This window comes from Thalassobaculum sp. (genome assembly GCF_040219215.1).
Lineage (GTDB): Bacteria > Pseudomonadota > Alphaproteobacteria > Thalassobaculales > Thalassobaculaceae > Thalassobaculum_A.
Genome location: NZ_JAVJSX010000044.1, coordinates 184,218 through 209,863, shown reverse-complemented (window position 1 = coordinate 209,863; position 25,646 = coordinate 184,218). Strand labels below are relative to the sequence as shown.

Here is a 25,646-nt window from a genome sequence, read left to right as displayed (position 1 = left end):
AGTATGGTCTTGTGCATTGCGGCATTCGAATGAACGAAGCGGCGAACTCAAAATGACCTGGCCCCAGCGCCGACCATCATCCTCCCTGTTGCACACGTTCTTCCGATACGGGCTCGCTGTATCGGTCAGCGTCCTGTTGCTCGGCAACCAGTCGGCTTCAGCGGAAGCCAAGGTGCAGCGCCCGGCGCCTCGACCTCCGCTCAAGGCGGCCGCTGTCCCCAGCCAGGTGGCGAAGGCGCCGGCCAAGGCCGCCCATCAGACCGTCGTCCCACCCCGACCAACGCCCCGGCCGGCACACGCACCGGGCCGGCTTCCCCCTGGCGACTCGGCCTGGCGCACGGCGCTTGCCTACGCCGAGTCGGAGGATTGGTCATTGGCCCTGGCGGTGCCCGGCCGACCGAAGGACCCTGAACTGTCGGCCGTCCTCAACTGGCTCAGCCTGCTGGACACGAAACGTCCGACCGATTTCGCCACCGTCGCCGAATTCCTGACGCAGCACCCGGGTTGGCCCGGCGAGACCCAGCTCGAACTGCTGGCCGAACGCCTGATGCCGGCCAACCTTCCGGCATCGACGCAGGTCGTTTGGTTTCAAGCCCACCGGCCGCGAACCGGGACCGCCCGCCTCGCCTACCTCGAAGCGCTACGTGAAGTCGGCCCGTCCGACGCGTTCGTCGCCGAGATCCGCAAGGCGTGGCGTGAACTGGAACTGGGCGAGAAGTCCCAGAAGGATTTTCTGATCCGCTTCGGCAATCACCTGCGCCCGATCGACCACCAGGAGCGGATGGACGAAATGCTGTGGCGCGGCCAGTCCGATGACGTGGACCGGATGATGCCCCTCGTGCCGGAGGGCTGGCGCAGGCTTGCGACCGCCAGATTGCGCCTGCGTTTCTCCCGAGCCGGGGTGGACGAAGCGGTCAATGCGGTCCCCGAGTCCCTGCGCAACGATCCCGGCCTGTTGTACGAGCGCATTCGCTGGCGGCGGCAGAAAGGCCTGACGACGGGTGCGCGCGAACTGCTGTTCGACGCCCCGCGGAACCAGGAATTCGAGGCGCTGTGGTGGCGGGAGCGTTCCTGGCACATTCGCGAGGCGCTGGACCAGGGCAATCCGAAGGACGCGTATCTGCTGGCGGCGTCGCATATCCAGCGCGGCGGTGTCGCGTTTGCCGAAGCCGAATGGCTGGCCGGATGGCTGGCGCTACGGTTCCTGGACCAGCCAAGCGACGCGCTCAAGCATTTCCAGACGTTGTACGAGAACGTGTCGACGCCGATCAGCCGAAGTCGCGCCGGATATTGGGCCGGCCGGGCGGCGGACGCCCTACTGGCCGAGGCCGACGCCCGGCAGTGGTACGCTCGTGGTGCCGAACACGCGACGACGTTCTACGGACAGTTGGCGGCGGCCCGGTTGGGCGCGACCGAGATCGCATTGATACCGACCCCGCCGGTCGATCCGCTCAAGGTGAAGAATTTCCGTTCCCGCAGCCTCGTCAAGGCGACCGAGGCCTTGATCCGCGTTGACCGGCGCAAGCTGGCGGAACGGTTCCTGCGCACCTTGGCGTACCGGGCGAGCGACGAGGATGAGTCGCTGATGATCACCGAGATGGCAGCGCGGCGCGGATATATCTCAGCCTCCGTGTACGCCGCTCGTCGGGCGGCTCGCAGCGGCGCAACGCTGATCGATCTTGGTTATCCCCTGCTCAATCCGGTTCCCGATTCCCCCCCGGAATCGGCGCTGGTCCATGCGATCATCCGGCAGGAGAGCGGCTTCGACGTCGACGTCGTCAGCCGCGCCGGTGCCCGTGGTCTGATGCAGCTCATGCCCGGCACCGCCAAGCAGACGGCACGGGCGGTCGGCGTCAGCTACGACCTAGGGTCGCTGGTCACCGATCCCGACTACAACATCGTGCTGGGACGCGCGTATCTGAACGAAGTGATCCAGCGGTTCGGTGGGCATTACGTGCTTGCGATCGCCGCGTACAACGCCGGACCACATCGGGTCGACCAATGGATTGCCCGTCACGGGCATCCTGCCTCCCCTGACATCGACGTTATCGACTGGATCGAGAAGATCCCCTTCTCCGAAACAAGGAACTACGTCCAGCGGGTCCTGGAGGGTCTGCATGTGTACCGGGGCAAGCTGCCCCAAGACCCGGCTGTCGATGCGTTGCCGGCGGACTGGCGACCGCAGGCTGTATGGTGCGTCTACAGCTGTGGCGTGCTGCTCGACCGTCAACAGGCGGCGTTGACGAAGGAGAAGAAGCAATGACGGACCGACTGTCGGGCATCGAGGCCTGCGTGTTCGATGCCTACGGAACCCTGTTCGATGTCCATTCAGCCGTAGCCCAGTGCCGCGACCGGTTCGAACTCGCCGCTGCACCAGCACAAGCCATGTCCGACGCCTGGCGAACCCGCCAGCTCCAGTACACATGGCTGCGCTCGCTGATGGGCCACCATGTCGACTTCTGGCAGGTGACCGAAGACGCCCTTGCTTTCGCCCTCGACACCGCGTTCGGAGCCGGCAAGGCGCCCTCCGGCCTGCAGCGGGCGTTGATGGACAGCTACCTGACTCTCCACAGCTACCCGGAAGTGCCTAGTGTGCTGAAGGAACTGAAGGCAGGCGGGATGAAGACCGCGATCCTGTCCAACGGATCGCCGATGATGCTGGAGAAGGTGTGTGCCCACAACGGCCTCGACTCGGTCCTGGATGCCGTGCTGTCCGTTGAGGAAGTCGGCGTCTTCAAGCCACACCCAAGCGTCTACCAGCTCGCGGTGGACCGGCTCGGCCTCTCACGTCCTGCAGCCGTCAGCTTCCAGTCGTCAAACGCCTGGGACGCCGCCGCCGCGTCCGCCTACGGGTTCAAGGTGGTTTGGTGCAACCGGTTCGGACAAGCCCGCGAGCGGCTTCCGGGATCGCCCGATATCGAGGTTACCAGCCTGACGACGCTTCCCGGCTTGGTCGGCCTCTGAGGGTTGCCCCATGCCCGCCGCGCCGCGTGAGCGCTTCGTCACCAACCGGACGGGTCGGCGCATGTTCGTCGCCGACTGGGGCGACCCTCTCGACCCCAGGCTGCCGCTGCTCGGGCTGCCGGGCTTTGCACGGACCTCCAGGGATTTTGCGCACATCGCGGATCGCCTGGCACCGCGCCGCCTGGTCTCGCTGGACTATCGCGGGCGCGGCCGTTCGGAGCGCGAGAGCGACTGGCGCGCCTATGACCCACGCACACTCGTCGCCGACATCCAGCATGTGGCGATCGCCACCGGCCTTCACCGTTTCATTGCCATAGGCACATCGCTCGGCGGAATCCTGGCCATGGCGTTGGCCGTCGTCATGCCCGGTGCGCTTGCCGGAGTGGTCCTGAACGACGTCGGGCCTGCAGCCGTACCGAACGGAGCGAACTACCTGATCGACTATATGGGGCGTGACCGCCCGCAACCGGACTGGCCGGCCGCCGTTGCCGAACTTCGGCGGATGATTCCGGACCTCTCGCTGCGCACCGACGAGGAGTGGCTAGCGTTCGCGGAGAACACGTTCCGACGGGGCGACGACGGCCTGCTCCACGTCGACTGGGATCCGGCCGTCGTCAAGCCGCTGCAGCACGGTACGGCGCGCGCGACCGATCTTTGGCCGCTGTTCCTTGCGCTGCGCCCGATTCCCGTCCTTGCATTCCGCGGATCGGTCTCGATGCTGCTGTCCGCCGACACATTCGAGCAGATGGGACGGGTTCATCCGTGCATACGACAGGTGACCCTGGACGGTGTCGGGCATGCCCCGACACTTGGTGAACCGCCCCTTACGAAGGCACTCGATGACTTCCTCGCCAACGTCTGACCTCCCCACTGTCCTTGATATCCGTGCCGCAGCCGAACGGCTGTTAGGCGTTGCGGTTCGCACGCCGCTGCTCGAAGCGCCGCTCTTGAACGCACAGATCGGTGGCCGTCTGCTGATCAAGGCGGAGCCGCTGCAGCGAACCGGCTCGTTCAAGTTCCGCGGCGCATACAATCGTATTTCGTTGATCCCCCAAGCCGCACGGAGCAACGGCGTCGTCGCATTCTCATCCGGAAATCACGCTCAGGGAGTGGCCGCCGCCGCCGGGATCATGGGTTTGCCCGCCACGGTGGTGATGCCGTCGGACGCACCAGCCATCAAGCGCGCGAACACCGAGGCCCTGGGCGCCAAGGTGGTGCTGTACGACCGGCATCGCGACGATCGCGACGCCATCGGCGCCGAGATTGCCAACCGCGCCGGTGCGACCGTCGTGCGGCCATACGACGATCCCGGGATCATTGCAGGGCAAGGAACGGTCGGCCTCGAAATTGCCGAGCAGGTGAAGGCGCTCGGCGTGCGCCCTGACGCGGTTCTGGTGTGCTGTGGCGGCGGCGGATTGGTGTCCGGTACCGCCCTTGCACTGGCCGAAACACTGCCGGGCGTGCCGGTCTGGTGTGTGGAACCGGAACAGTTCGACGACACCCGCCGCTCCCTCCAAGCGGGTCGCCGACAGGCCAATCCGTCGGACGCGCGGTCGATCTGCGACGCCCTGCTGTCGCCGACCCCCGGTATCCTGACGTTCGAACTCAATCGACGCCTTCTCGCGGGCGGCCTCGCTGTCAGCGACGATGACGCGCGAAACGCCATGCGCGCCTCGTTCGAACATTTCAAGCTGGTGGTCGAGCCCGGAGGGGCGGTAGCGATCGCCGCCGCGCTATCGGGAAAATTCCCAACCGCCGGTCAGACGATCGTCGCTGTTGCATCGGGTGGCAACGTGGACCCCGCGATGTTTCGCCAGGTCCTGAGTGGCTGACCGGAAAACCTGCGTCAGGTGACGGGTTCGGCCGTGGCGACCAGCGCCTCGCCGTCGCGCCGCACTGCCGGCTTGATCGGTTCCAGCCGCGACAGGACCTTCTTCTCGCCCTCGGGCGGGAAGTGTCGGCAGTTGCCCTCGAAGAACGCACCCGGCTCGATCGACAGCCGCTCCTGCACCACGTCGGCGATCACGCGGGCGGTCTTGATCAGCGTGACATGTCTGGCCTTGATCTGACCAGTGACCGATCCGGCGATCACCACTGTCTCGGCTTCGATCGCGCCACGAACCACCGCTGAACTGCTGACCGTCAACTTCTTGGAGACGATGTCGCCCTCAACCGTGCCGTCGACCTGAATGTCGCCGCCGCTGTTCAAATTTCCATTGATCGAGAGATCGGAACTGATGATCGAAGGGGCCGCGGGCTTCAACGCCACAGCCTCCGGCTTAGTTGATTTCTTTTGACTGAACATAACTGCCCGCCTTCAAAAATTTGGCCGGATTCAGAGCCTTGCCGTGATAGCGGACCTCATAGTGGACATGCGGCCCGGAACTCCGTCCGCTCGACCCAAGAAGCCCAATCGTGCGACCGATCTTGACCGTCTCACCGCGACGAACGGTAACCTTAGCGAGATGGGCGTATCGCGTCATCAAGCCGTGTCCATGGTCGATCTCGACCACCCGCCCGTAACGGCTGCGCCGGCCGGCGAACACCACTTCTCCATCCGCAGTGCTCGTCACCGGCTGCTTGTAGGGTCCCGCCATATCCAGGCCATCATGCATGGCCGTGCGGCCGTTGAACGGATCGACCCGCGGGCCGTAGCGGCTGGTGATCCGGTAGTCGGTGAGCGGCGAGACCAGCGGCAACGCGACGAACACCCCCTGAAGCTTCGACCACCGCTCCAGGCGCTGGTTCAGCGAGCCGCGAAGCGTGTCGTCGTCTTCGTCATCTGTCCGCATGTCAGGGTGGTAGGGTACGAACGGCCCGCCCTGCCCCATCAGTTCCTTGTCCGGCAGCGGAACGATCGTATCGAGTTTCAGGCCGGTCCGACGGATGACCTCCTCGACCGTCCGAATGTTCTGCTGCGCTCGGTCCGCAATGCGCCGCAGCTCGGTGCGATGCAGGTCCCGCTCCTCCTCCAGCGTCCGCTGCAGGGCCGACAGTTGGCCGTGCAAGCCGTCATTGTCGGAAGCGATCGCGCTGCGCTCCAGGATCACCGTGCGCAGATCGCCCTTGAGCGCCCGGACATTGTTCTGAAGCAGCGCAACCTTTGAGTTCGACGCTTCGAGATCGTTGTGGAGCGCCCACATGCGATCGTCGAGTGCCGCGCGTTCAGCCGCGATCTCCGCCTTTTCGGCCTCGATCGTCTCCAGGTGACGGCGCAGCGTGCCTATATGCGCCTCGAGCGCGTTGTTCTTGCCGGTAATCTGACGTAGTTCGGAACCGAGCAACTCCAACTGGTCGCCGAGAGCGACACGTGACGACGCGATGCGCGAACGCTCGACCTCCGACGTCCGCAAGGCCACGGCCGTCGAGGTCAGGTCCTGCTTCAACGCCTCGTTCTGGCTGAACAGGCGGCGCAGATGCGCTTCGGTTTCCTTCAGGTCCCGCGTGATGCCGACGATCGACAGCTGATAGTCCGACACCTGGTCGAGCAGCTTGCGGTAGGCATGGCGCGACCGATCGATTGCCTGATTCTTGGCAAGGATCATGGTCCCTTGTGTGTAGTAGCCGACAGTCGCAAAGCCAACCCAGCCGGCCACCGCCAGCCATCCGGCAATGACCGCGAGTTGAACACCGGTCGTCAGTCGGACATACCGGGTCTCGCCGTCGGTGCGAAGAATGACCTGCCGTTCAGGAACCACACGACGAACAACGCCCTTCAGGCGAGGCGCCCATCCCCTGGCGTCGTCTGTCATACGGCCTTCCCCCGTCGATTACGTCGTTTAGGTCGGACCTGCCCGCCCGATCCCCCGCTACGTCTCTCCCACGTGCAGGCGAAAGTTAGCTTTCGCCGCTATCATAGGCAAGGCAGTTACCGCAGATGGACCGTCTGCTTCAAATTGGAGTCGGAATTGGCGGACGATCTGGACCTGAATGACCAGATCCGTGGCGTGGCAATGGCGGTGCGCCATTGGTTCGACATCCGAGACCTGGAAGCCTTGCAACGCTCGGTCGGAATCCTGCCCACGCCGGGCGCCAAAGCGCCGATCGACAAGCATCTGCGGGTTCTTACGGTGACGGCGCTGCCACCGCAGATCGTTCGCCTGAAGTCCGATGCCCCCATGGTGACGCTGCACTACATGCAGGACGTTTACGATGACGGCACCCTTCGCGCCGACCCGTGGCGCTGGTGGTTCGCGTGGGTGTCCGTGGAACTGATCGCCCGCCTCGGACCGGATCGCGACGGCTCCATGACGCGCCGATTCGTCGCCGAGGACCCTTCGATCGAGTCGGTACGCCGGCACGCACCGCGTTGGCTCGCGGCGAATCCGCTACGCCTGCAGTTGGTCGAGCGACGGCTTGTCGAACTTGTAGACCGGGCTTCCGCGTCCGACAGTTCACCGGGCCGGACGATCGAAGAGCGGCTTCGGGGCTACCTGGGCGGGTATTTGTCCCGAACCCTGGTCGACGCAATGGCGGCCGAAGCCGCATCGATCGCGGCATCGATCACCCTTCGCCTGGACGAGCGCGCGCGGCGTGGCTGACCCCGGTCAGTCCGGTCCGGCAGCCAGTCCCTCCGGCCGGCGTGGATCCGACATTCCCCGGTACCCCTCGATGACCCGGCGCACGCTCTGGACGGTCGACAGTGGCCGTTTCACCACGACCCGATGCCCCATTCGCCCAAGAAGGGCCAGGGTATCCGGCGAGAACCCCTCTTCGACCGCCAACTCGTCGGGCAGCCATTGATGATGGATCCGCGGTGCCAGCGTCGCCTCGGCGAGGTTCATCCCATGGTCCAGCGTGTTCATCAGGGTCTGCAGGACCGCAGTGATGATCCGACTGCCGCCCTGGCCACCGGTGGCGATCGCCGTGTTGGGACCGTCCAGCACCAGGGTCGGCGACATCGAGGACAGCGGCCGCTTGTTGGGTTCGATCGCGTTCTCCTCGCCCTGGACCAGCCCGAAGCCGTTGGAGGCGCCGGGCAGCGCCGTGAAATCGTCCATCTCGTTGTTCAGAAAGATCCCGGTGCCCTCGGCTACGATCCCGGTACCGAACGCAAAATTCAGGGTGGTCGTGAGGGCTACGGCACAGCCCTCGCGGTCCATCACCGACAGGTGCGTGGTGTTGTTGCTCTCGTACACGTTCGGCTGTCCGGGTCCGAGCGTCGCGGACGCGGTGGCATTCGCGAGGTCGATGCTGACCCGCCGCGCCTCTGCGTAATCCTTGGAGATCAGCCCGGTCAGCGGTACCTGATGAAACGCCGGGTCGGCGAAGTGCTTGAAGCGATCGGCGTAGGCGCGCCGCATCACCTCGGTCATCCGGTGGATAGTTTCGGCCGACCCGAATCCGAGGTCGCCGATCGGCCATCCCTCCAAGACGTTCAGCATCTGGATCAGCAACGCGCCGCCCGAGCTGGGCGGCGGCATCGACACGATCTCCACCCCCCGATAGGTGCCGCGCACCGGCTCCCGAACAACCGTCCGGTAACCGTCCAGGTCGGCCTCGCTGATCAGGCCGTTATTGCGCCGCATCTCATCGGCAATCGCCACCGCGATCGGCCCCCGATAGAACCCGTCGGGCCCGTCACGCGCGATCAGCGACAGGGTGTTCGCCAGATCCGGCTGCCGAAAGATCTCACCTGGCTCGTACGGACTGCCGTCCTCCTTGGCCACGATCCCCCGAGACTGTGGCCAGCGATACAGTCGATCGAACGACCGGGCGATATCGCGCGACAGCGATCGGGTCATCGGGAATCCGTCTCGTGCCAGCCGGATCGCCGGCTCGATCGCACGGTCCAGTGGCCATGTCCCCCATCGCGCCAACGCATCGGCGTAGCCCGCGACGGAACCCGGCACGCCGACGGACCGGTGGGAGTACCGCGCCAGCTGGTTGTCGACCTCGCCGTTCGCTCCCAGGAACAGTTCCCGCGTGGCCTTGCCAGGTGCGGTCTCCCGGAAGTCCAATGCCACCGGCGGCATTCCACCGGCGGGCCGGACCAGCATGAAGCCGCCGCCGCCGAGGTTGCCGGCTTGCGGCAAGGTCACTGCCAGGGCGAACGCCGTGGCCACCGCAGCATCGACCGCGTTGCCTCCTGCAGACAATACGTCCACGCCGACCCGCGCCGCGATCGCCTCCCGGCTGGCCACCATTCCGTAGCGGGCTTCGGAAGGGATGATCCGGTCGGAGCCGTCGAGCGCCGGTGCCCCCAGTGTGGCCCAGGCCGGAGACGTGGAGCCGAGCAATACCAAACCGCTGGCACCGGCCAGAAACGCCCGTCGATCGGGCCGTGCTCCGAGCCCTGTCGGAAGACGCTGCCGCTGGTTCAAGTGTTGATCCTCCGTCGGTCGTCTTTTGGACAATAAGCGTCCGACGCGACTCTCGCCACCCGCGCCGGCTTGCGGCAGAGTGGCACCGCAGGGAGGGTCCGATGGCCGAATATTCCGTCTTCAGTCTGGTGCGCCAAGCGCTCGGTGGCCACAAAGGTTGGATACGCGCCTGGCGCGACCCGGAGCCCAAGAAAACCTACGACGTGATCATCATTGGCGGTGGCGGCCACGGGCTGGCGACCGCCTACTACCTGGCCCGAAACCACGGCATCACCAACGTCGCGATTCTCGAGAAGGGCTATATCGGCGGCGGCAACGTCGGTCGCAACACCACCATCGTGCGCTCCAACTACCTGCTCGACGGCAACAATCATTTCTACGAACACTCCCTGAAGCTCTGGGAAGGGCTGAGCGCCGACCTCAACTACAACGTCATGTTCAGCCAGCGAGGGGTCCTGAACCTCGCGCATTCCGACGGACAGATGGATGCTCACGCCCGGCGTGGCAACGCCATGCGCCTGAACGGGGTCGATTCCGAACTGCTCGATCGCCGCGATGTCCAGAAGCTGTACCCGTATCTCGACTTCTCGGACAACGCCCGATTCCCGATCTATGGCGGCCTTTTGCAACCGCGCGGCGGTACTGCCCGCCACGACGCGGTGGCCTGGGGGTTCGCCCGCGGCGCCGACCGGCTCGGCGTCGACATCATTCAGAATTGCGAGGTCATCGGGTTCGAGCGCGACGGCGACCGGGTCACCGCAGTCAAGACCAGCCGTGGCACCATCGGGTGCGGCCGGGTCGGCATGGCCGTCGCCGGCAACACCTCGCGGGTGGCCCAGATGGTCGGCCTGGAACTGCCAATCGAAAGTCACGTTCTGCAGGCGTTCGTGTCGGAGCCGCTGAAGAAACTCATCGACGGCGTGGTGACCTTCGGCGCCGGGCACTTCTACATCAGCCAGTCCGACAAGGGCGGGCTGGTCCTTGGCGGCGACCTGGACTTCTACAATTCCTACGCCCAGCGCGGGAATCTGCCGACCGTCGAGAACGTCATGGCGCTCGGTTGCGCGATGATGCCGAACATCCGCCGGGTGCGGATTCTGCGCAGTTGGGGCGGGGTGATGGACATGTCGATGGACGGCAGCCCGATCATCTCCAAGACGCCGATCGACAACCTCTACCTGAACGCCGGCTGGTGCTACGGCGGTTTCAAGGCGACACCGGGCTCCGGCTGGGTGTTCGCCCACACAATCGCCGAGGACAAGCCGCACCGGTTCAACGAGGCGCTGTCGCTGGAGCGTTTCGCCACCGGTCATCTGCTGGACGAGGGCGGCAAGGGGCCGACCCCGAAGCTGCACTGACCTCCCGCCCGACGACGCCCACGCCGAGGACCCACGATGATCCGCATCCCCTGCCCGCACTGCGGCCCGCGCGACCACGACGAGTTCAGCTATGTCGGCGACGCCACCAAGGTCCGGCCGGCCGACCCGTCCGCGGCCAGCCCCGAGGACTGGCATCGCTACGTCTACCTGCGTGACAACCCACGTGGCGCCCATCTTGAATACTGGCACCATGTCCAGGGTTGCCGCTCCTACCTGAAGGTTCTGCGTGACACCGCCACCCATGAGGTCCTGGCTGCCGGCCGGCCGGACGACACGTTGGAGGCCGCGCGATGATCTTCGGACGCCTGGCCACAGAGCAGAGCCATCGCCTGCCGACCGGAGGCGCGATCGACCGTTTGAAGCCGCTGTCCTTCACCTTCGACGGGCGCAGCTATCGCGGCTACGCGGGCGACACCCTGGCCTCGGCCCTGCTGGCCAACGGCGTGACGGTGGTGGGCCGCAGCTTCAAGTATCACCGCCCGCGCGGCGTCATGTCGGCCGGACCGGAGGAGCCGAACGCGCTGGTCGAGCTGCGCACCTGCGCGCGGCGCGAACCGAACACCCGCGCCACCATGGTCGAGCTGTTCCACGGGTTGACCGCGACCAGCCAGAACCGCTGGCCGTGCCTGCACTTCGACGCCATGGAAGTGAACGACCTGCTGTCGCGATTCCTGGTCGCCGGCTTCTACTACAAGACCTTCATGGGCTTCCCCGGCTGGCATTTCTGGGAGAAGCGCATCCGGGCCGCCGCCGGCATGGGGGCCGGCACGATTGAGCACGATCCTGACGGTTACGAGACCATGAACGCCCATTGCGACGTGCTGGTGGTCGGCGCAGGGCCGGCCGGACTGGCCGCTGCCCTGGCCGCCGGACGTACCGGTGCGCGGGTAATCCTGGTGGACGAGACCGACGGACTGGGCGGCCGGCTGCGCGGCGAGCGGGACACCCTGGACGGCAAGCCGGCGATGACCTGGGCGGCGTCGGTGGCGGCCGAGTTGGCCGACTTGCCCGAGGTCCGGGTTCTGACCCGCACCACGGCCTTCGGCGTCTATGACAACAATCTGGTGGGCGCGGTCGAGCGGCTGGCCGACCACATGCCGGTTCCGCCGGCCCATGTGGCGCGGCAGCGATTGTGGCACATCCGCCCGCAGCGGGTAATCGTCGCGGCAGGGGCGATCGAGCGGCCGCTGGTGTTCGGCGGCAATGATCGGCCCGGCGTCATGCTGGCCGGTGCCGTGCGCACGTACCTCAACCGTTTCGCCGTGACCCCGGGCCGTCGCGCCGTTGTGGTCGCCAACAACGACGACGGCTACCGCACAGCGTTCGATCTGGCTGCGGCCGGCATCGACGTGACGCAGATCCTCGATACCCGAAGCGGCGGTCACGGCACCTGGCGAGAGCGGGCGCTCTCCACCGGATTCGACGTCGCAGAAGGCAGCGCCGTTACCAATGCGTATGGCCGCATGGGATTGGTCGGCTGCGACGTCGCCCGGCTGGACGGCCAGGGCGGGACGGTCGGCAACAGCCGGTTCGTGCCGTGCGACCTGATCGCCCATTCCGGCGGCTGGACACCGTCGATCCACCTGCACAGCCACGCCGGTGGCAAGGCCGAATGGAACGACCAGATCGCAGCGTTCCTGCCGGGAGCGGTGCGTGGCGGGATCGTAACGATCGGTGCCGCGCGCGGCCGGTTCGCGCTGTCCGACTGCCTGTCCGACGGCTTTACGGCCGGCGCCGAGGCGGCGGCGGCGTGCGGATTTGGCACGGGCACCGCACCGGATGTGCCCATGACCGACGAAGCGCCGACCGCCCCGTTGCAGGCAATCTGGTCGGTTCCGGGCAGCCCCGGCAAGAAGGTGAAGCGCTTCGTCGATCACCAGGACGACGTCACGGTGGAGGATATCGAACTGGCCCACCGGGAGGGCTTCGTGTCGGTCGAGCACCTGAAGCGCTACACCACGCTGGGCATGGGCACCGACCAGGGCAAGACTTCCAACATCAACGGCCATGCCCTGATGGCGGCGGCGCGCGGGCAGTCGATCCCGACGGTCGGCACCACCACCTTCCGTCCGCCCTACACCCCGGTCGCGATGGGCGCGTTTGCCGGCCGCACGACCGGCCGCCACCTGGCACCGATCCGCCGTACCGCCCTGCACGACTGGCACGCCGCCAATGGCGTGGTGTTCGTCGAAGCCGGGCCGTGGCTGCGTCCGCAATACTATCTGCAGCCGGGCGAGACAGCGTCGAAGGAGACGATGGACCGGGCGATCACCGACGAGGTGGTGACCACCCGAACCAAGGTCGGGATCTCCGACGTCTCCAGCCTCGGCAAGATCGACGTCCAGGGACCGGACGCGGCGGAGTTCCTGAACCGGGTGTACAGCAACGGCTTCGCCGCGCTGCCTGTCGGCAAGGCACGCTACGGTCTGATGCTGCGCGAAGACGGGCTGGTCGACGACGACGGCACCACCTCGCGTCTGTCCGACACCCACTTCCTGACGACCACCACCACGGTGCATGCCGCCAAGGTGCTGGCCGACCTGGAGTGGTATCTCCAGGTGGTCTGGCCGGACCTGGACGTCCGGGTATCGTCGGTGACCGAGCAGTGGGCCGGCATGGCGCTGGCCGGGCCGAAGGCGCGCGAGGTGCTGGCTGCCGCCGTCGATCCCGGCACCGATGTCTCCAACGAAGCCCTGCCCTATCTCGGCGTCACCGTCGCCGCGACCATCCGGGGCGTGCCGGTGCGGATCTTCCGAATCAGCTTCTCCGGCGAGCTCGGCTACGAGATCAACGCACCGGCCGACTGGGGGATCGCGGTGTGGGAAGCCCTGATGGACGCCGGGGCCGAGTACGGCATCCGCCCCTACGGGCTGGAGGCCATGGGGATCATGCGGATCGAGAAGGGCCATGTGGCAGGACCGGAACTCGACGGCCGCACCACCCCCGACGATCTCGGCCTGGGACGCATGGCCAGCACCAAGAAGTGGTTCGTCGGTCGCGGCATGCTCGACAAGCCGGCCTTAACCGATCCGGACCGACCGAAGCTGGTCGGGCTGGTGCCGGTAGACGGGGTCTCGCGGATCCGCGCCGGATCGATCCTGGTCGACGATCCGGACGCAGCCACCCCGATGCCGAAGCTCGGGCACGTCACTTCCAGCGCCTATCTCTCGCCGACGGTCGGTCATCCGATTTCGCTCGGCCTGCTCGCCCGGGGGCGAGAGCGCATCGGCCAGGAGATCTGGGCGGTGTTTCCCCTGCGGGGCATCCGTGTCCGGGCGCGGGTGACCGAAACCTGCTTCGTCGACCCGGAGGGCAAGAAGCTCCATGGCTGAGATCACGACACTGCCGCCGCGCCGCTCTGCCCTCGACGCCGTTTGGATCCCCGGCGACTACGGCATCCCCGGACCGAGTGGGCCGGGTGTCACCTTCACCCGCCGCCTGGGCCTGATCGCGATCCAGCTCGACTCCCGGCGCGACACCGCTGCCGCGGTCGCCCGCGCCGTGTCCGACAGCCTCGGCATCGCCCTGCCCGATCCCGGGCATGCCAGCTCGGGCGGCGAGTTCCGGGCGATCTGGATCGGACCGGAGCGATGGATGTTGCTCGGCGGCGACGGCACCGAACTTGAGGCAAGGCTGCGTGCGGCGGTCGAGCCGGCCGGCGGCAGCCTGGTCGACCAGGGTCATGGCCGCGCCATCCTGCGGCTGAGCGGACCACGGGTGCGCGAAACACTGGCCAAGGGCACCGGCATCGACCTGCACCCGCGCGCCTTTGCCGAGAACGCGGCCGCCCAGACCGGGCTGTTCCACCTGTCGGTCACCATCGACCGGCGCCGCGGCACCGGCACCTTCGACATCCACGCCATGCGCGGCTTTGCCCAGAGCCTGCATGAAAGCCTGTGCGAAGCCGCCGCCGAGTTCGGCTATCGGCTGGTTTAGCGCAAGACCAATGCGCCGACACTCTTCATACCCCTCGCCCTACGTCCGTAAGGTCAAGAGATCTCCCTGGCCGAAACCGGGCTCGTTGATCACGTTCGAGAGGTTTTCACCAACCCTGCCGATGAAGCGGCGCTCCGGCCCCTGAACCCGCTCGGCAAGATCCCCGCCCTTAAGACTTCAGATGCCGGAACGCTCTATGCCTCACCGGTGACCTCCCGGAGCGGACCGCCGACAGGCGGAACGCATCCGGGACCTCCATGACGACGAACGGCAGCGCTATGCCACCGCCGATTCCGCTCCCAGCGCACCGCGCCGCAGCATCTCGGCGTCGATCCGCTTCGCCAACCCATCACTGACGCTCATCATCGGCAGCCGTACTTCCGGACTGGCGATCAGGCCGGCGCGCCACAGCCAGTGCTTGATCGGCGACGGACTCGGCTCGGCGAACAGCAGCTTCGGCACCTCGGCCAGGTCGCTCCAGCGCGCCAAAGCATCGCCCTGGTCGCCGTCACGCAGCAGCGCGCGGATCCCGGCGAACGCCGCGGTCTCGACATGGGCCGAGGCCAGGATGCCGCCGTCGGCGCCATGCACCAGCGCGCTGTAGAACAACGCGTCCTCGCCGGTCATCACCGAGAAGCCGTCGGGACGCCGGGTCAGCAGATCGAAGGACTGGGCCGCATCGGCACAGCAATCCTTCAGGCCGACGATGTTCGCGACCTCTGCCAGCTGCCGCAGGGTGTCGTTGGTCATGTTCACCCCGGTGCGGTACGGGATATTGTACAGGGCGACCGGCCTGGCAGTGCGCCCGGCCAAAGCTGTGAAGTGAGCGATGATGCCGTCCTGGGTCGGTCGCGAGTAGTAAGGGCAGGCGATCAGATAGCCGTCGATCGGCCAGGCACTGGTGCGCGACACCGTATCCGCCATTCGCCGCGTGTCGCTGCCCGACAGGCCGAGCCAGATCGGCAGCCGACCGTGTGCAACCTCGGCGGCGACCGCCACCAGGCGCTCGGTCTCGTCCGTGTCGAGGGTCAGGCCCTCGCCGGTCGTAGCCGCCAGGATCAGCCCGTCGACCGGCAGTTCGGCGTAGTGATCGATCAGCCGGCGGACCGAGGCGACGTCCAGTTCGCCGTCGCGGAACGGCGTGACCAGCGGCAGCCAGACACCGGCCATCGTGGAGTGGGAAGTGGAATGCATGGTGCGTGCTCCTTCGGGGACGGGCCGGTGGAGCGTGGGAGCGCATGCGAAAATCCCCGTCCGAACCGGCCGGGGATGGTGGTAGTCGTTCGCTCAGGTGATGCGCGGTGCGCTCAGGACGTGCGAAGGAGACCGTTCCCCGTGTGGAGGAGCGGTTTGGCTTTCAGGACGAAGCTGTAGCGACACATGCACATGGCGGAACTGTCTGGGAGCGCGCGGCGGCTGTCAATCGGTCCGTGCGGCGGTTGATCGGCTCAGTCACGGTTCGTCCAGGTAGCGTTCAGTCACCGCGCCGTCGAGACGGCGGACCCGGGCACGGACGATTGCGTCCGGCGGCATCAGCCGGGCGTTCACGCCCATCCGGTCAACGCGGCTGTCGACGGCCGACCAGTGGGTCACGCAGCCGCAGGTCCGGCACCGATGAAATCGGATTGACCGGTCGTCCCACATGTATACATCGGTAGCGGCGTCGGCTGGTGCCAAATGCACCATGCCGGGTGAGTAGTAAGCCCAGAGGACCCCTAAGCGCCGGCAGATCGAGCAGTTGCACTCCGTCACGTCGATTGGAGCGCTCTCGCACGTCAGCCGAACATCACCACAGTGGCAGGAAGCCTCGATCACCGTTTCCCTCCGTTGCGAAGTTCATCGCGATCTTGCCAAAGCACCGCCAACCTTCAAGGCCTGCGACCCACTCCGCACACAGCGCCAACAATTCCTCGCCACCTGTTGCCGATCGGTCGCTAGACTGCATTGCGTCATCACTTGACCGATGCCCCCAGGAGGGATCCATGCCGCTAACCGACCTCCAGCACCTGCTGATCCAGGTGGCTGACCTGGACGCCACCGTCGACTGGTACGTCGATGTGCTCGGGCTGGAGGAGGGTCCGCATCCGGACTTCGGATTTCCTGTTCGCTGGCTGTATCTCGGCGGCAAGGACGTGCTGCACCTGACCGAGGGCGGTGCCGCCGTCAGCGCGCAGCGCCGGCAGTACGTCGGGCAGCAGTCCCAGGCGGTCGAGGGGACCGGGGTGGTCGACCACGTGGCCTTCGGGGCCACCGGCCTGGACGCCACCATTGCGCATCTGAAGGACAAGGGCGTGGCCTTCACCGAACGCCGTGCCGACCTGGTCACCGCCTATCAGCTGTTCCTGCTCGACCCGAACGGCGTGAAGGTCGAATTGAACTTCCCGGCCAATGAGGCTGTGGGGCGGATAGCTGAAGTTATGGGCGGCACCTCCGGCTAGTCCTGTCGATACGGCTGATTTCGTCAGGCTGTACCTTGAACCCACAGCGCACCGCGAACCGGCGCGGTGGAGTTGGGGCTACCGGTGCAGTCCAATCTACATCTCCCGACTGAACGAACCGTGCCGGCCGTGTTTGCTCTTCCCATTCGCCGTGAGGTTGGGGAGAGTTGTCGAACCTCCTCCCCATCCCCATACGCATTCCCCGGAGTCCCCCATGCACGCCACCGCCGGCCGCATCCTGTACGAAACCCTGAAAGCCCATGGCGTCACCTGCCTGTTCGGCATGGAGGATCCGATCCACGTGTTCCACGCGGTCGACCGGGCGGTCACCAAGGTGGTGACGGTACGCGACGAGAAGCACGGAGCGATCATGGCGCACGGCTACGCCCAGGCGACCGGCCGGCCGGGGGTATGCGCGTCGACCTCCGGGCCGGGGGCGACCAACCTGATCACCGGGCTGCTGGAAGCGCTGCAATCCTCGGTGCCCGTGATCGCGCTGGTCCAGGACCACCCGTTGAAGCTGAAAGGCCGGCACGCCGGCAGCGCGCTCGACCACGCCGCCGCCCTGACGCCGTTCGTGAAGGCGGTGATCCGCATCGACTACCCCGAACGCACCGCCGAATTGGTGCGCTCGGCGTTCCGCATCGCCACCACCGGTCGGCCAGGACCGGTGGCACTGATCTGCCCGAGCGACGTGATGGCAACCGAGACCGACGGCGATCCGCACGCCGACGCCGCCTACGCGCATTTCCCCGCAATCCGGTCGCGCGCCGACGCCGCTTCGGTGGCCCGTGCCGCCGAACTGCTGGCCAAGGCCGAGCGACCGCTGATCGTCGCCGGCGGCGGCAGCGTTGCGTCGGGCGCGTTCGCCGAGATCGCTGAGTTGGCCGAGCGGTTTGCCGCCCCGGTCGCCACCACCATGACCGGCAAGGGAGCCATCGCCGACGACCACCCGCTCTCGGCCGGCGTGCTCGGCACCACCACCGGCGGGCTGTACGGCCGCGGCAAGGTGTCGAACGCCCTGCTAACCGAGGCCGACGTGGTGATGGTGCTCGGCTCGCGCACCGGGCAGATCTGCTACAGCAACTGGACCCTGCCGAAACCCGGCACCACGCTGATCCACCTGGACGTCGACCCGGTCGAGGTCGGCCGCAACTTCCACACCGACCTGCCGATGATCGGCGACGTGCGCGACACCCTGCGCGACCTGCTGGCGCATTGCCGTGCCGCCGGGCTGGAGCGCACCGACCGCGGCAACGGCGGGCGGATGGCCGAGTTGAAGGAAGCCTGGGCGCGCGAGATCGCCCCGGTCGCCACCTCCGACCGCCAGCCGATGCGCCCGGAGCGGGTGTTCGCCGAGATCGGGCGCGTGTCCGACGCTTCGACATTGATCGTCACCGACGCCAGCTACGTCACCGGCTGGGCGATGAGCCAGCTCGACACCACCACCGCGGGGCGCTTCATCCTGTCGCCGCGCGGCACCGCCGGCATCGGCTGGAGCCTGCCGGCCGCCATGGGGGCCAAGCTCGCCGACCCGGCGCGCAGCGTCATCTGCGTGTCCGGTGACGGCGGCTTCGGCTATGTGATGAACGAGTTGGAAACCGCCGCGCGCTATGGGGTGAAGGTGCTGGTGGTGGTGTTCAACAACTCAACCCTCGGCTTCCAGCGCCACTGGGAAGAACTGGCGATGGGCAGCTACATCGAGTGCGACTTCATGGAGGTCGACTATTCCGAGGTGGCGCGCGCCCTGAAATGCTCGGGCGAGAGCGTGTCCAACCCGGCCGACCTGGCCGGCGCCCTGGCCCGTGGTCTCGCCTGCCCCGGTCCCTACGTGATCAACGCGGTGATCGACCCGGAAGCGGCAGCGCCGATCATGGGCTTCGACAAGCCGATCCCGGCCGACGCGACGCATTGAGCCGCACCCGCCTATGCTGGCGTCCCGGCGCGGTGCCGGGACGCCACTGCGGATTCGGCCTCCTTAGACCTCCAGCAGGATCTTGCCGATGTGCTGGCTCGATTCCATCAGGGCGTGGGCGCCGGCGGCATCGTCGAGCGGGAAGGTCGAGTGGATGAGCGGCTTCACCGTGCGGGCTTCCAGCAGCGGCCAGACCTTTTCCTCGAGTTGCCGGGCGATCGCCGCCTTCTGGGCGACGGTGCGCGGCCGCAGGGTCGAGCCGGTGATGGTCAGGCGCTGCAGCATGACCTTCAGGAAGTTGAACTCCTTGACCACCGGCGGCTGCAGGAAGGCGATCTGTACCAGCCGGCCTTCCAGCTTCAGGCAGTCGATGTTGCGCTGGATGTAGGGGCCGCCGACCATGTCGAGAATGACGTCGGCACCGCCCAGTTCCTTCATCACCGCCACGAAGTCCTCGTCGCGGTAGTTGATGCCGCGCTCGGCTCCCAACTGCTCGCAAACCTTGACCTTGTCGGCCGAGCCGGCGGTCGCGATAACCCGGGCGCCGAACGCGTGAGCCAGTTGTATCGCGGTGGTGCCGATGCCGGACGACCCGCCGTGGATCAGGATGGTCTCGCCCTTCTGCAGGCGGCCGCGCTCGAACACGTTGGTCCAGACCGTGTAGTAGTTCTCCGGCAGGGCCGCCGCCTCGGCGAGCGTGTACCCTGCCGGCACCGGCGAGCAGGTGTCGGCCGGGGCCGCGCAGTACTCGGCGTAACCGCCGCCCGCCACCAGGGCGCAGACCTGATCGCCCACCTTCCAGCGCGACACGCCCTTGCCGACCGACGCGACGGTCCCGGCGATCTCCAGCCCCGGAATGTCCGACGCGCCCGGCGGCGGCGGGTAGCCGCCGGCACGCTGCAGGCAGTCCGGTCGGTTGATCCCGGCGAACGCCACCTTGACCAGCACCTCACCGTCGCCCGGCGCCGGTACCGGCCGGGTCCCGGCCTTCAGCACCTCGGGCGCGCCGGGTTCGGTGATCTCGATGGCGGTCATTGTCGCGGGCAGGTCGGCCATGATCGTCTCCCTTGAAACTGCGGTCCCTTACGTAGCCCGCCGGGCGGTGCGGGAAAAGCCCGTCGGCCGCTTGCCCGCGACCGGCGGGCGGACGACACTCATGCCATGCCGGAACTGCCGGACATCGCGATCTACCTGGAGGCGCTGGAGCGCCGCATCCTCGGCGCCGAAATCACCGGGCTGCGGGTCGCCAGCCCGTTCCTGGTCCGCAGCGTCGATCCGCCGATCAGATCCGCCATCGGGCACCGGGTCGAGAGCCTGCGCCGGCTCGGCAAGCGCATCGTGATCGCGCTGAACGACGACCTGTTCCTGGTGCTGCACCTGATGATTGCCGGACGTCTGCAATGGGCCGCACCGGCAGCCGTCCTGCCGGGCAGGAAGGGGCTGGCGGCGTTCGATTTCGACACCGGCACGCTGATCCTGACCGAGATGGGGTCGAAGAAGCGGGCGAGCCTGCATCTGGTGCGCGGCGCGGCGGCGCTGGCCGACCATGATCCCGGCGGGGTCGAGCCGCTGGAGGTTGACCGTGACGGATTCGCCGCGGCCCTGCGGGCGGAGAACCACACGCTGAAGCGCGCACTGACCGACCCGCATTTGTTTTCCGGAATCGGCAACGCCTATTCCGACGAGATCCTGCACGCAGCCAAGCTGTCGCCGATCGCTTTGTCGCAACGCCTGGACGAAGACGAGGTCACCCGGCTGTTCGAGGCGACCCGAGGAACCCTGCTGGCCTGGATCGAGCGCGGGCGCAAAGAAGTCGGCAATGGCTGGCCGACCAAGGCAACGGCGTTCCGCCCGGCGATGGCCGCCCACGGCAAGTACGGCAAGCCCTGCCCGGTCTGCGCCACCCGGATCCAGCGCATCGTTCACGCCGTCAGTGAGACCAACTACTGCCCGCGCTGCCAGACCGGCGGCAAGCTGCTGGCGGACCGAGCGCTGTCCCAGGTGCTCAAATCCGATTGGCCAAAGACCATCGACGAGTTGGAACGCAAGCGAGGCAGCCCGTGATCGATCATGTTTCCATCGCCGTGCGCGACCTGACGGCGTCGGCCGCGTTCTACGACCGGGTGCTGGCCCCGCTCGGGCTGGTCCGGATGGTCGAGCGCGAGCGCACCGTCGGCTTCGGCAAGCGCTATCCCGAGTTCTGGCTGAACCTGCGCGAAGGCATGACACCGGTCGCGGCGGATACCGGCAGCCACGTCTGCCTGCGCGCACCAGACGAAGACGCCGTGCGGGCGTTTCACGCTGCCGCGCTGGAGTTCGGCGGCACCGATTCCGGCGCCCCCGGCCCACGGCAGGCCGCGGTCACCACTTACTATGGTGCGTTCATCCACGATCCGAACGGCAACAAGATCGAAGCGGTCACGTTTCCTAAATCAGATTAACTTGAAATCACATCTTATTGATTAACCGCCAATTCGTATTGGAGACACCAGCTGCCGGATGGTCTTCGCCACGGCCATGGCCACGATCTTGCCGGTCTTGCGGTTCTCCTCGGCAACCGCGACGTCCTCCACGAAGCTGAACGAACCGAAGGCGCCGCGGGCCCGCACCTCAATCACGTGAGTGTCGATGGTCGGATCGGCGACTATGGTCAGCCGGGTGCGGTCCAGGCCGATGCCGGCAAGCGCCACGGCGGCCGAGATGTTGACGTTCTGCGGGTAGGTGGCGGCGCCTTCCCGGGCGCTGCCCTCGAAGATCACCGTCGGCTCGCGCATCCCGGCGAGGTCGTAGACGCCTTCGGCCGCGGTGCCGAACCAGGCGCTCGGGTCCTTGCGCACCACCATCTCAACCGAATCCAGGCCACCCATCGCCGCCCCCGACAGGATGTCGAGCGCGCCGATCCCGGCCGATGCCAGGGTCAGGGTCGCCCCACCCTGCTCGGCCGCCGCCCGGCAGCGGGCATGCAATGCGTCGTCGGTCAGCGAGCCGATCGAGGTCATTACCACGTCGACCCCGCGCTCCAGCAGCCGGGGCACGTGGTCGCGCACCGCCTGATGGCCAGCCCCTTCGAGCACCACGTCGAATGCCTCGGCGTGGAACGCCTCCGGGTCAGCCAGCATCTTCGGCCCCGGACCAACCGGCCGCGGCCGACGCACCAGCACCGCCGGAATCATCACGCGATCCGAAAGGTCGCGGGCCACAAGCTCGATGACATGCGCGCCGATCGCGCCCGCACCGATCAAACCAAGACGCAGCATTAAACCACTCTCTTGCAGTGTTCGATTTGGGTAATCGCACGGAGCCTAACGCTGCGGGAGGACGAAGTCCCGCATCACCCGTATAGTTGCGGCCCCGCCTCGGACCAACGCAGCCATGACCGACGATTCTCCACCGACACCGCTCCTGCGCAACCGCGATTTCCTGCTGTTTGTGGCCGGTCGCAGCAGCAACACCATTGCGGTGCAGGCGCTGACCGTCGCGGTGGGCTGGCACGTCTACCAGATCAGCCACGATCCGGTGGACCTCGGTCTGGTCGGGCTGGCGCAGTTCGCACCGGCGCTGGCGCTGTTCCTGGTGGCCGGGCTTGCCTCCGACCGGTTCGACCGGCGCAGCATCCTGATGGCCTGCAACCTGGTGCACGCGATCGTCGTCGGCCTGCTGCTGGCGATCCTGTGGACCGACGCGGCGGCCGTCGCGCCGATCCTGGCGGTGCTGGTGCTGCACGGGGCCGCCCGTTCGTTCTACCACACCGCCAGTCAGGCGATTCTGCCGAACCTGGTGCCGCGGACGCTGTTCCCGAGCGCCATCGCCTACTCGTCCTCGGCCAGCAAGGCGGCGCAGCTGCTGGGACCGGCGTTGGGCGGCCTGCTGATCGCCTGGACCGGCAACGGCGTGTACTGGACGACCCTTGCCTTGTTCGCGACCGCCGGCGTCTGCGCCGCCGCCATCTCGGCCCGCCTGAAGGTCCAGGCCCGCGAACCGTTCAGCCTCGCCACCGTGCTCGGCGGCTTCACCTATGTCTGGGCCAACAAGCTGGTGCTGGGTGCGATCTCGATTGACCTGATGGCAGTGCTATTCGGCGGCGTGATGGGGCTTCTGCCGGTGTTCGCCAGCGACATCCTGCATGTCGGCCCGGACGGACTTGGCCTGCTGCGCGCCATGCCGGCGGTCGGCTCCCTGGTCATCGGGCTGGCGCTGACCCAGGTGGCCGCACCGCGCCACATGGGGCCGATGTTCTTCGCATCCCTGGCGGTGTTCGGCCTGTCGATCGTCGGGTTCAGCCTGTCGGAGACGTTCTGGCTGTCGCTGCTGTTCCTCGGGATCTACGGCGCGGCCGACATGGTCAGCGTCTACATACGCCAGACCCTGGTGCAGATCGCCACGCCAGACGGCATGCGCGGCCGAGTCAGCGCGGTGAACTCGGTGTCGATCAACGCCTCCAACGAACTGGGTGACTTCCGGGCCGGCGTCATGGCCGGCGGCATCGGCACGGTGGCGGCGGTCCTGGTCGGCGGGGTGGTGACGGTCGGAATCACCGCGCTGTGGTGGCGGCTGTTCCCCGGAATCCGGCGGATCGACCGGTTGGACGATCTGGTCGAGCGGTGACGCCGGAACCTATCCGCCGTGGTCCTCGTCCGACTGTTGCTTGTGGAGCAGCAGCGCCATCAGCCGGCGATCCCGCCACACCTGGCGCTGCGCCAGCCCGTCCGCCGGCAACTGCTTGCGTCGTTCGGCCTCGATCCGTTTCACCAGGCCTTCGTCCCACGCCAGGACCGGCGCCTGCTCGGCCTGCAGCCGCTCGTAGAACGGGCCGTAGCGCGCGCAGTAGTCGGCCACCCCGGCGGGAGCGTTGAGGTCAATGGTCTCGAACGGCCCCATGAACGACCAGCGCAGGCCCAGCCCGTCCTTGACCGTCTTGTCCAGGTCGTCGGCCGAGATGACCCCGTCGGCGACCAGCTTGAACGCCTCGGCCAGCAGCGCGCCTTGCAGGCGATTCAGGACGAAGCCGTCGACCTCGCGGTTGACCGCGACCGGCACCATGCCGACCCCCTCCATCACCGCCCGCGCCCGGGTCAGCACGGCTGGATCGGTCCACGGCGACGGACACAGCTCGACCAGCGGCACCAGATAGGGCGGGTTGACCGGATGGGCGACCAGGCAGCGCAGCCGGCCCGGCAGCGCTTCGGTGAAACGCGACGCAGTGATCGCCGACGACGAGGACGCCAGGATCGCCTCGGGCTCGGCTAGTCGATCGGCCTCCTCGAACAGAGTCGCCTTTGGCTCGACCTGCTCGGCAATACATTCCTGCAGCCATGCCGCACCGCGCAGCGCGTCGCCAAGGCTGGGCACGGTCTCGATCCGGCCGGCCACTTCGGCCGCGCTGTTGATCAGGCCCTGCGCCTCCAGGTCGTCCAGGTTGGCGCGCAGCAAGGGCATTGCGGCGTCCAGCGCGGCCGGCACGCCGTCCCACAGCCGAACCCGACCGCCGGCACGGGCGAAGACGATGGCCCAGGCACGACCGATCAGGCCGGCGCCGGCAACGGCGAAGGTCTCAGGCATGGCGCATCCTCGAACGTCATTGTGGACGAACGCACCGGTGGGCGCGTCGGAAGTCGAGGAAGTGTAGCGAGGGAGATCGGTCCCCGAAAGGACCCGGTGTCAGGCGGTGGCGGTCGCCAGCCGCGGCCGGCCGAACCGCTCGAAGAACGTGCCGGCAAGCCAGCCGATCAGCGCCCAGGAAACCGCCGACACGACGATCGAGGTCGCGGCGAACTGGGCCGCCAGTTCCGGCGGCGCCGCACCCACCTCACCGCCGTGCGGATGGGGTGCCCCGACAATGTGCGGCACGGCGAGAACCGCCACACCAGCGATCTTCCACAGCGCCGAACGCCCGAATGCCAGCAACCACAGGCCGACCGACGCGGTCACCACCGCCGAGATCCACCAGACCTGTCGAGCCGACAGTTCGGCGGCGACACTGCCTGGAACCTCCGGCGGCAGGCCCAGCGACGGCGACAGCGTCATCGCGGCGAATCCGGCAAGGCCCCACAACACGCCACGCCGGCCGTCGACGGCATCGCCGCGCAGCACGAAACCGGCCGTGAGCAACAGCGCGAATCCGGTGGCGCCGACGATGTTCGCCATCGTGGTGTAGACGGTCCGCTCGATCCCGTCGCCCGGCGCCCAGGCATCCTCGCCGTGGCTGTGGCTGTGACCGGCAGCCGCGGCGGTACCATGGTCGTGGGCCGCCGGCGCCTCGCCTGCCTCGAACGTCTCGGCGTGCAGGATCAGCGGCGTGGTGGTGACCGCCTGCAGCGCGGAGGTCAGCAACCCTGCCAGCAGGCCGGCCAACACCGCGGAGAACAGTACCTGGCGGATCATCGAGCCGATCCTCGGCCGGTCAGTGGCAGGGGAAGCCCATCGAATGGCGCCAGTCATGGGCGGCGTTGTGCATCGCGCTCGCCCCCGCCAACCCGGTACCGAAGGTCAGCACGCTGCCCAGGAACAGCGCGAAGAACGCGGCGACCATCGCCTCGCGGCGGGTCACCCGGGCGGCGCCCTGCTTCAAAGCCTGTGTGGTCATGCCGGTCTCCATGGCCGTTCATTGATCTGCCGGGCAGCAGCATAACACCCGCCCGCGTTCGAATCCCTAGTCGACTGCCGACCGCCGGTCAACGCGAGCAATCGACCG

At 67.3% G+C, this 25,646-nt stretch carries 25 protein-coding genes; 15 read left to right on the top strand and 10 right to left on the bottom strand.

Going from position 1 to position 25,646, the window contains the following annotated elements; translation table 11 throughout:
* Nucleotides 1–52: 52 nt before the first annotated feature.
* From RIC54_RS26210 to RIC54_RS26195, 4 genes are read left to right on the top strand one after another with little or no spacing between them, the layout of a single operon-like run.
* On the top strand, nt 53–2,263 hold the full coding sequence (locus RIC54_RS26210; protein WP_350094241.1) for a lytic transglycosylase domain-containing protein: 2,211 nt from the start codon (nt 53–55) through the stop codon (nt 2,261–2,263).
* Nucleotides 2,260–2,964, top strand: coding sequence for a haloacid dehalogenase type II (locus tag RIC54_RS26205; RefSeq protein ID WP_350094238.1), 705 nt, complete (start codon nt 2,260–2,262; stop codon nt 2,962–2,964). The genes RIC54_RS26210 and RIC54_RS26205 overlap by 4 nt, the downstream gene beginning before the upstream one ends.
* A 10-nt stretch (nt 2,965–2,974) precedes the next feature.
* Nucleotides 2,975–3,826 carry an alpha/beta fold hydrolase gene (locus tag RIC54_RS26200; RefSeq protein WP_350094235.1) on the top strand — a complete coding sequence of 284 codons (852 nt, stop codon included), beginning with the start codon at nt 2,975–2,977 and terminating at the stop codon, nt 3,824–3,826.
* Entirely contained in the window at nt 3,762–4,796 is a 1,035-nt protein-coding gene (locus RIC54_RS26195; RefSeq protein WP_350094232.1) for a threonine ammonia-lyase, read from the top strand. The genes RIC54_RS26200 and RIC54_RS26195 overlap by 65 nt, the downstream gene beginning before the upstream one ends.
* 14 nt (nt 4,797–4,810) lie before the next feature.
* On the opposite strand, the gene RIC54_RS26190 is transcribed toward RIC54_RS26195, so the two are convergent.
* Complete coding sequence (locus RIC54_RS26190; protein ID WP_502989691.1) at nt 4,811–5,233, bottom strand: bactofilin family protein; 423 nt, start codon at nt 5,231–5,233, stop codon at nt 4,811–4,813.
* 10 nt (nt 5,234–5,243) lie between these two features.
* Nucleotides 5,244–6,716 (bottom strand): peptidoglycan DD-metalloendopeptidase family protein, encoded by a 1,473-nt coding sequence (locus RIC54_RS26185; protein ID WP_350094226.1) that lies wholly within the window; start codon nt 6,714–6,716, stop codon nt 5,244–5,246.
* A gap of 156 nt (nt 6,717–6,872) precedes the next feature.
* On the opposite strand from RIC54_RS26185, the gene RIC54_RS26180 reads away from it, so the two are divergent.
* A complete protein-coding gene (locus tag RIC54_RS26180) occupies nt 6,873–7,505 on the top strand; it encodes a hypothetical protein (protein WP_350094223.1) in 633 nt (210 codons plus the stop codon).
* 6 nt (nt 7,506–7,511) lie between these two features.
* On the opposite strand, the gene ggt is transcribed toward RIC54_RS26180, so the two are convergent.
* Nucleotides 7,512–9,287 carry a gamma-glutamyltransferase gene (ggt, locus tag RIC54_RS26175; RefSeq protein ID WP_350094220.1) on the bottom strand — a complete coding sequence of 592 codons (1,776 nt, stop codon included), beginning with the start codon at nt 9,285–9,287 and terminating at the stop codon, nt 7,512–7,514.
* A gap of 101 nt (nt 9,288–9,388) precedes the next feature.
* On the opposite strand from ggt, the gene RIC54_RS26170 reads away from it, so the two are divergent.
* From RIC54_RS26170 to RIC54_RS26150, 5 genes are read left to right on the top strand one after another with little or no spacing between them, the layout of a single operon-like run.
* Nucleotides 9,389–10,645: a sarcosine oxidase subunit beta family protein gene (locus RIC54_RS26170; RefSeq protein WP_350094217.1), complete on the top strand. Its 1,257-nt coding sequence runs from the start codon at nt 9,389–9,391 to the stop codon at nt 10,643–10,645.
* Nucleotides 10,646–10,681: 36 nt separating this feature from the next.
* A complete protein-coding gene (locus RIC54_RS26165) occupies nt 10,682–10,960 on the top strand; it encodes a sarcosine oxidase subunit delta (protein WP_350094214.1) in 279 nt (92 codons plus the stop codon).
* Nucleotides 10,957–13,998, top strand: coding sequence for a sarcosine oxidase subunit alpha family protein (locus RIC54_RS26160; protein WP_350094211.1), 3,042 nt, complete (start codon nt 10,957–10,959; stop codon nt 13,996–13,998). The genes RIC54_RS26165 and RIC54_RS26160 overlap by 4 nt, the downstream gene beginning before the upstream one ends.
* Nucleotides 13,991–14,602 carry a sarcosine oxidase subunit gamma gene (locus RIC54_RS26155; RefSeq protein ID WP_350094208.1) on the top strand — a complete coding sequence of 204 codons (612 nt, stop codon included), beginning with the start codon at nt 13,991–13,993 and terminating at the stop codon, nt 14,600–14,602. The genes RIC54_RS26160 and RIC54_RS26155 overlap by 8 nt, the downstream gene beginning before the upstream one ends.
* Before the next feature lie 60 nt (nt 14,603–14,662).
* A complete protein-coding gene (locus tag RIC54_RS26150; protein ID WP_350095040.1) occupies nt 14,663–14,863 on the top strand; it encodes a thioredoxin domain-containing protein in 201 nt (66 codons plus the stop codon).
* A gap of 15 nt (nt 14,864–14,878) precedes the next feature.
* Here the strand turns inward: RIC54_RS26150 and dapA are convergent, their stop codons facing one another.
* Nucleotides 14,879–15,796 (bottom strand): 4-hydroxy-tetrahydrodipicolinate synthase, encoded by a 918-nt coding sequence (dapA, locus tag RIC54_RS26145; protein WP_350094205.1) that lies wholly within the window; start codon nt 15,794–15,796, stop codon nt 14,879–14,881.
* A gap of 258 nt (nt 15,797–16,054) precedes the next feature.
* Nucleotides 16,055–16,417: a GFA family protein gene (locus RIC54_RS27095; RefSeq protein WP_502989690.1), complete on the bottom strand. Its 363-nt coding sequence runs from the start codon at nt 16,415–16,417 to the stop codon at nt 16,055–16,057.
* Between the two features lie 167 nt (nt 16,418–16,584).
* Here RIC54_RS27095 and RIC54_RS26135 point away from each other — a divergent pair, with 167 nt between their 5' ends.
* Both RIC54_RS26135 and RIC54_RS26130 read left to right on the top strand, forming a co-directional pair.
* The gene (locus tag RIC54_RS26135; protein ID WP_350094199.1) at nt 16,585–17,040 is read left to right on the top strand and encodes a VOC family protein; all 456 of its coding nucleotides are present in this window, start codon (nt 16,585–16,587) and stop codon (nt 17,038–17,040) included.
* A 214-nt stretch (nt 17,041–17,254) separates the two neighbouring features.
* Entirely contained in the window at nt 17,255–18,955 is a 1,701-nt protein-coding gene (locus RIC54_RS26130; protein ID WP_350094196.1) for a thiamine pyrophosphate-binding protein, read from the top strand.
* A 63-nt stretch (nt 18,956–19,018) separates the two neighbouring features.
* Here the strand turns inward: RIC54_RS26130 and RIC54_RS26125 are convergent, their stop codons facing one another.
* On the bottom strand, nt 19,019–20,011 hold the full coding sequence (locus tag RIC54_RS26125; RefSeq protein ID WP_350094193.1) for an NAD(P)H-quinone oxidoreductase: 993 nt from the start codon (nt 20,009–20,011) through the stop codon (nt 19,019–19,021).
* A 105-nt stretch (nt 20,012–20,116) separates the two neighbouring features.
* Here RIC54_RS26125 and RIC54_RS26120 point away from each other — a divergent pair, with 105 nt between their 5' ends.
* Nucleotides 20,117–21,019, top strand: coding sequence for an Fpg/Nei family DNA glycosylase (locus tag RIC54_RS26120; protein ID WP_350094190.1), 903 nt, complete (start codon nt 20,117–20,119; stop codon nt 21,017–21,019).
* Entirely contained in the window at nt 21,016–21,396 is a 381-nt protein-coding gene (locus RIC54_RS26115) for a VOC family protein (protein ID WP_350094187.1), read from the top strand. Before RIC54_RS26120 ends, RIC54_RS26115 begins: the two co-directional genes overlap by 4 nt.
* A 21-nt stretch (nt 21,397–21,417) precedes the next feature.
* Here the strand turns inward: RIC54_RS26115 and RIC54_RS26110 are convergent, their stop codons facing one another.
* Nucleotides 21,418–22,212, bottom strand: a complete 795-nt coding sequence (locus RIC54_RS26110; protein ID WP_350094184.1) for an aspartate dehydrogenase — start codon at nt 22,210–22,212, stop codon at nt 21,418–21,420.
* A 115-nt stretch (nt 22,213–22,327) separates the two neighbouring features.
* Between RIC54_RS26110 and RIC54_RS26105 the strand changes: the two genes are divergently transcribed.
* Nucleotides 22,328–23,560 (top strand): MFS transporter, encoded by a 1,233-nt coding sequence (locus RIC54_RS26105; RefSeq protein WP_350094181.1) that lies wholly within the window; start codon nt 22,328–22,330, stop codon nt 23,558–23,560.
* 9 nt (nt 23,561–23,569) lie between these two features.
* Here the strand turns inward: RIC54_RS26105 and RIC54_RS26100 are convergent, their stop codons facing one another.
* The 3 genes from RIC54_RS26100 to RIC54_RS26090 form a co-directional block, all read right to left on the bottom strand.
* Complete coding sequence (locus tag RIC54_RS26100) at nt 23,570–24,514, bottom strand: 3-hydroxyacyl-CoA dehydrogenase (RefSeq protein ID WP_350094178.1); 945 nt, start codon at nt 24,512–24,514, stop codon at nt 23,570–23,572.
* 99 nt (nt 24,515–24,613) lie between these two features.
* Nucleotides 24,614–25,336: a CbtA family protein gene (locus RIC54_RS26095; RefSeq protein ID WP_350094175.1), complete on the bottom strand. Its 723-nt coding sequence runs from the start codon at nt 25,334–25,336 to the stop codon at nt 24,614–24,616.
* Nucleotides 25,337–25,355: 19 nt separating this feature from the next.
* Nucleotides 25,356–25,538: a CbtB domain-containing protein gene (locus RIC54_RS26090; RefSeq protein WP_350094172.1), complete on the bottom strand. Its 183-nt coding sequence runs from the start codon at nt 25,536–25,538 to the stop codon at nt 25,356–25,358.
* Nucleotides 25,539–25,646: the final 108 nt, after the last annotated feature.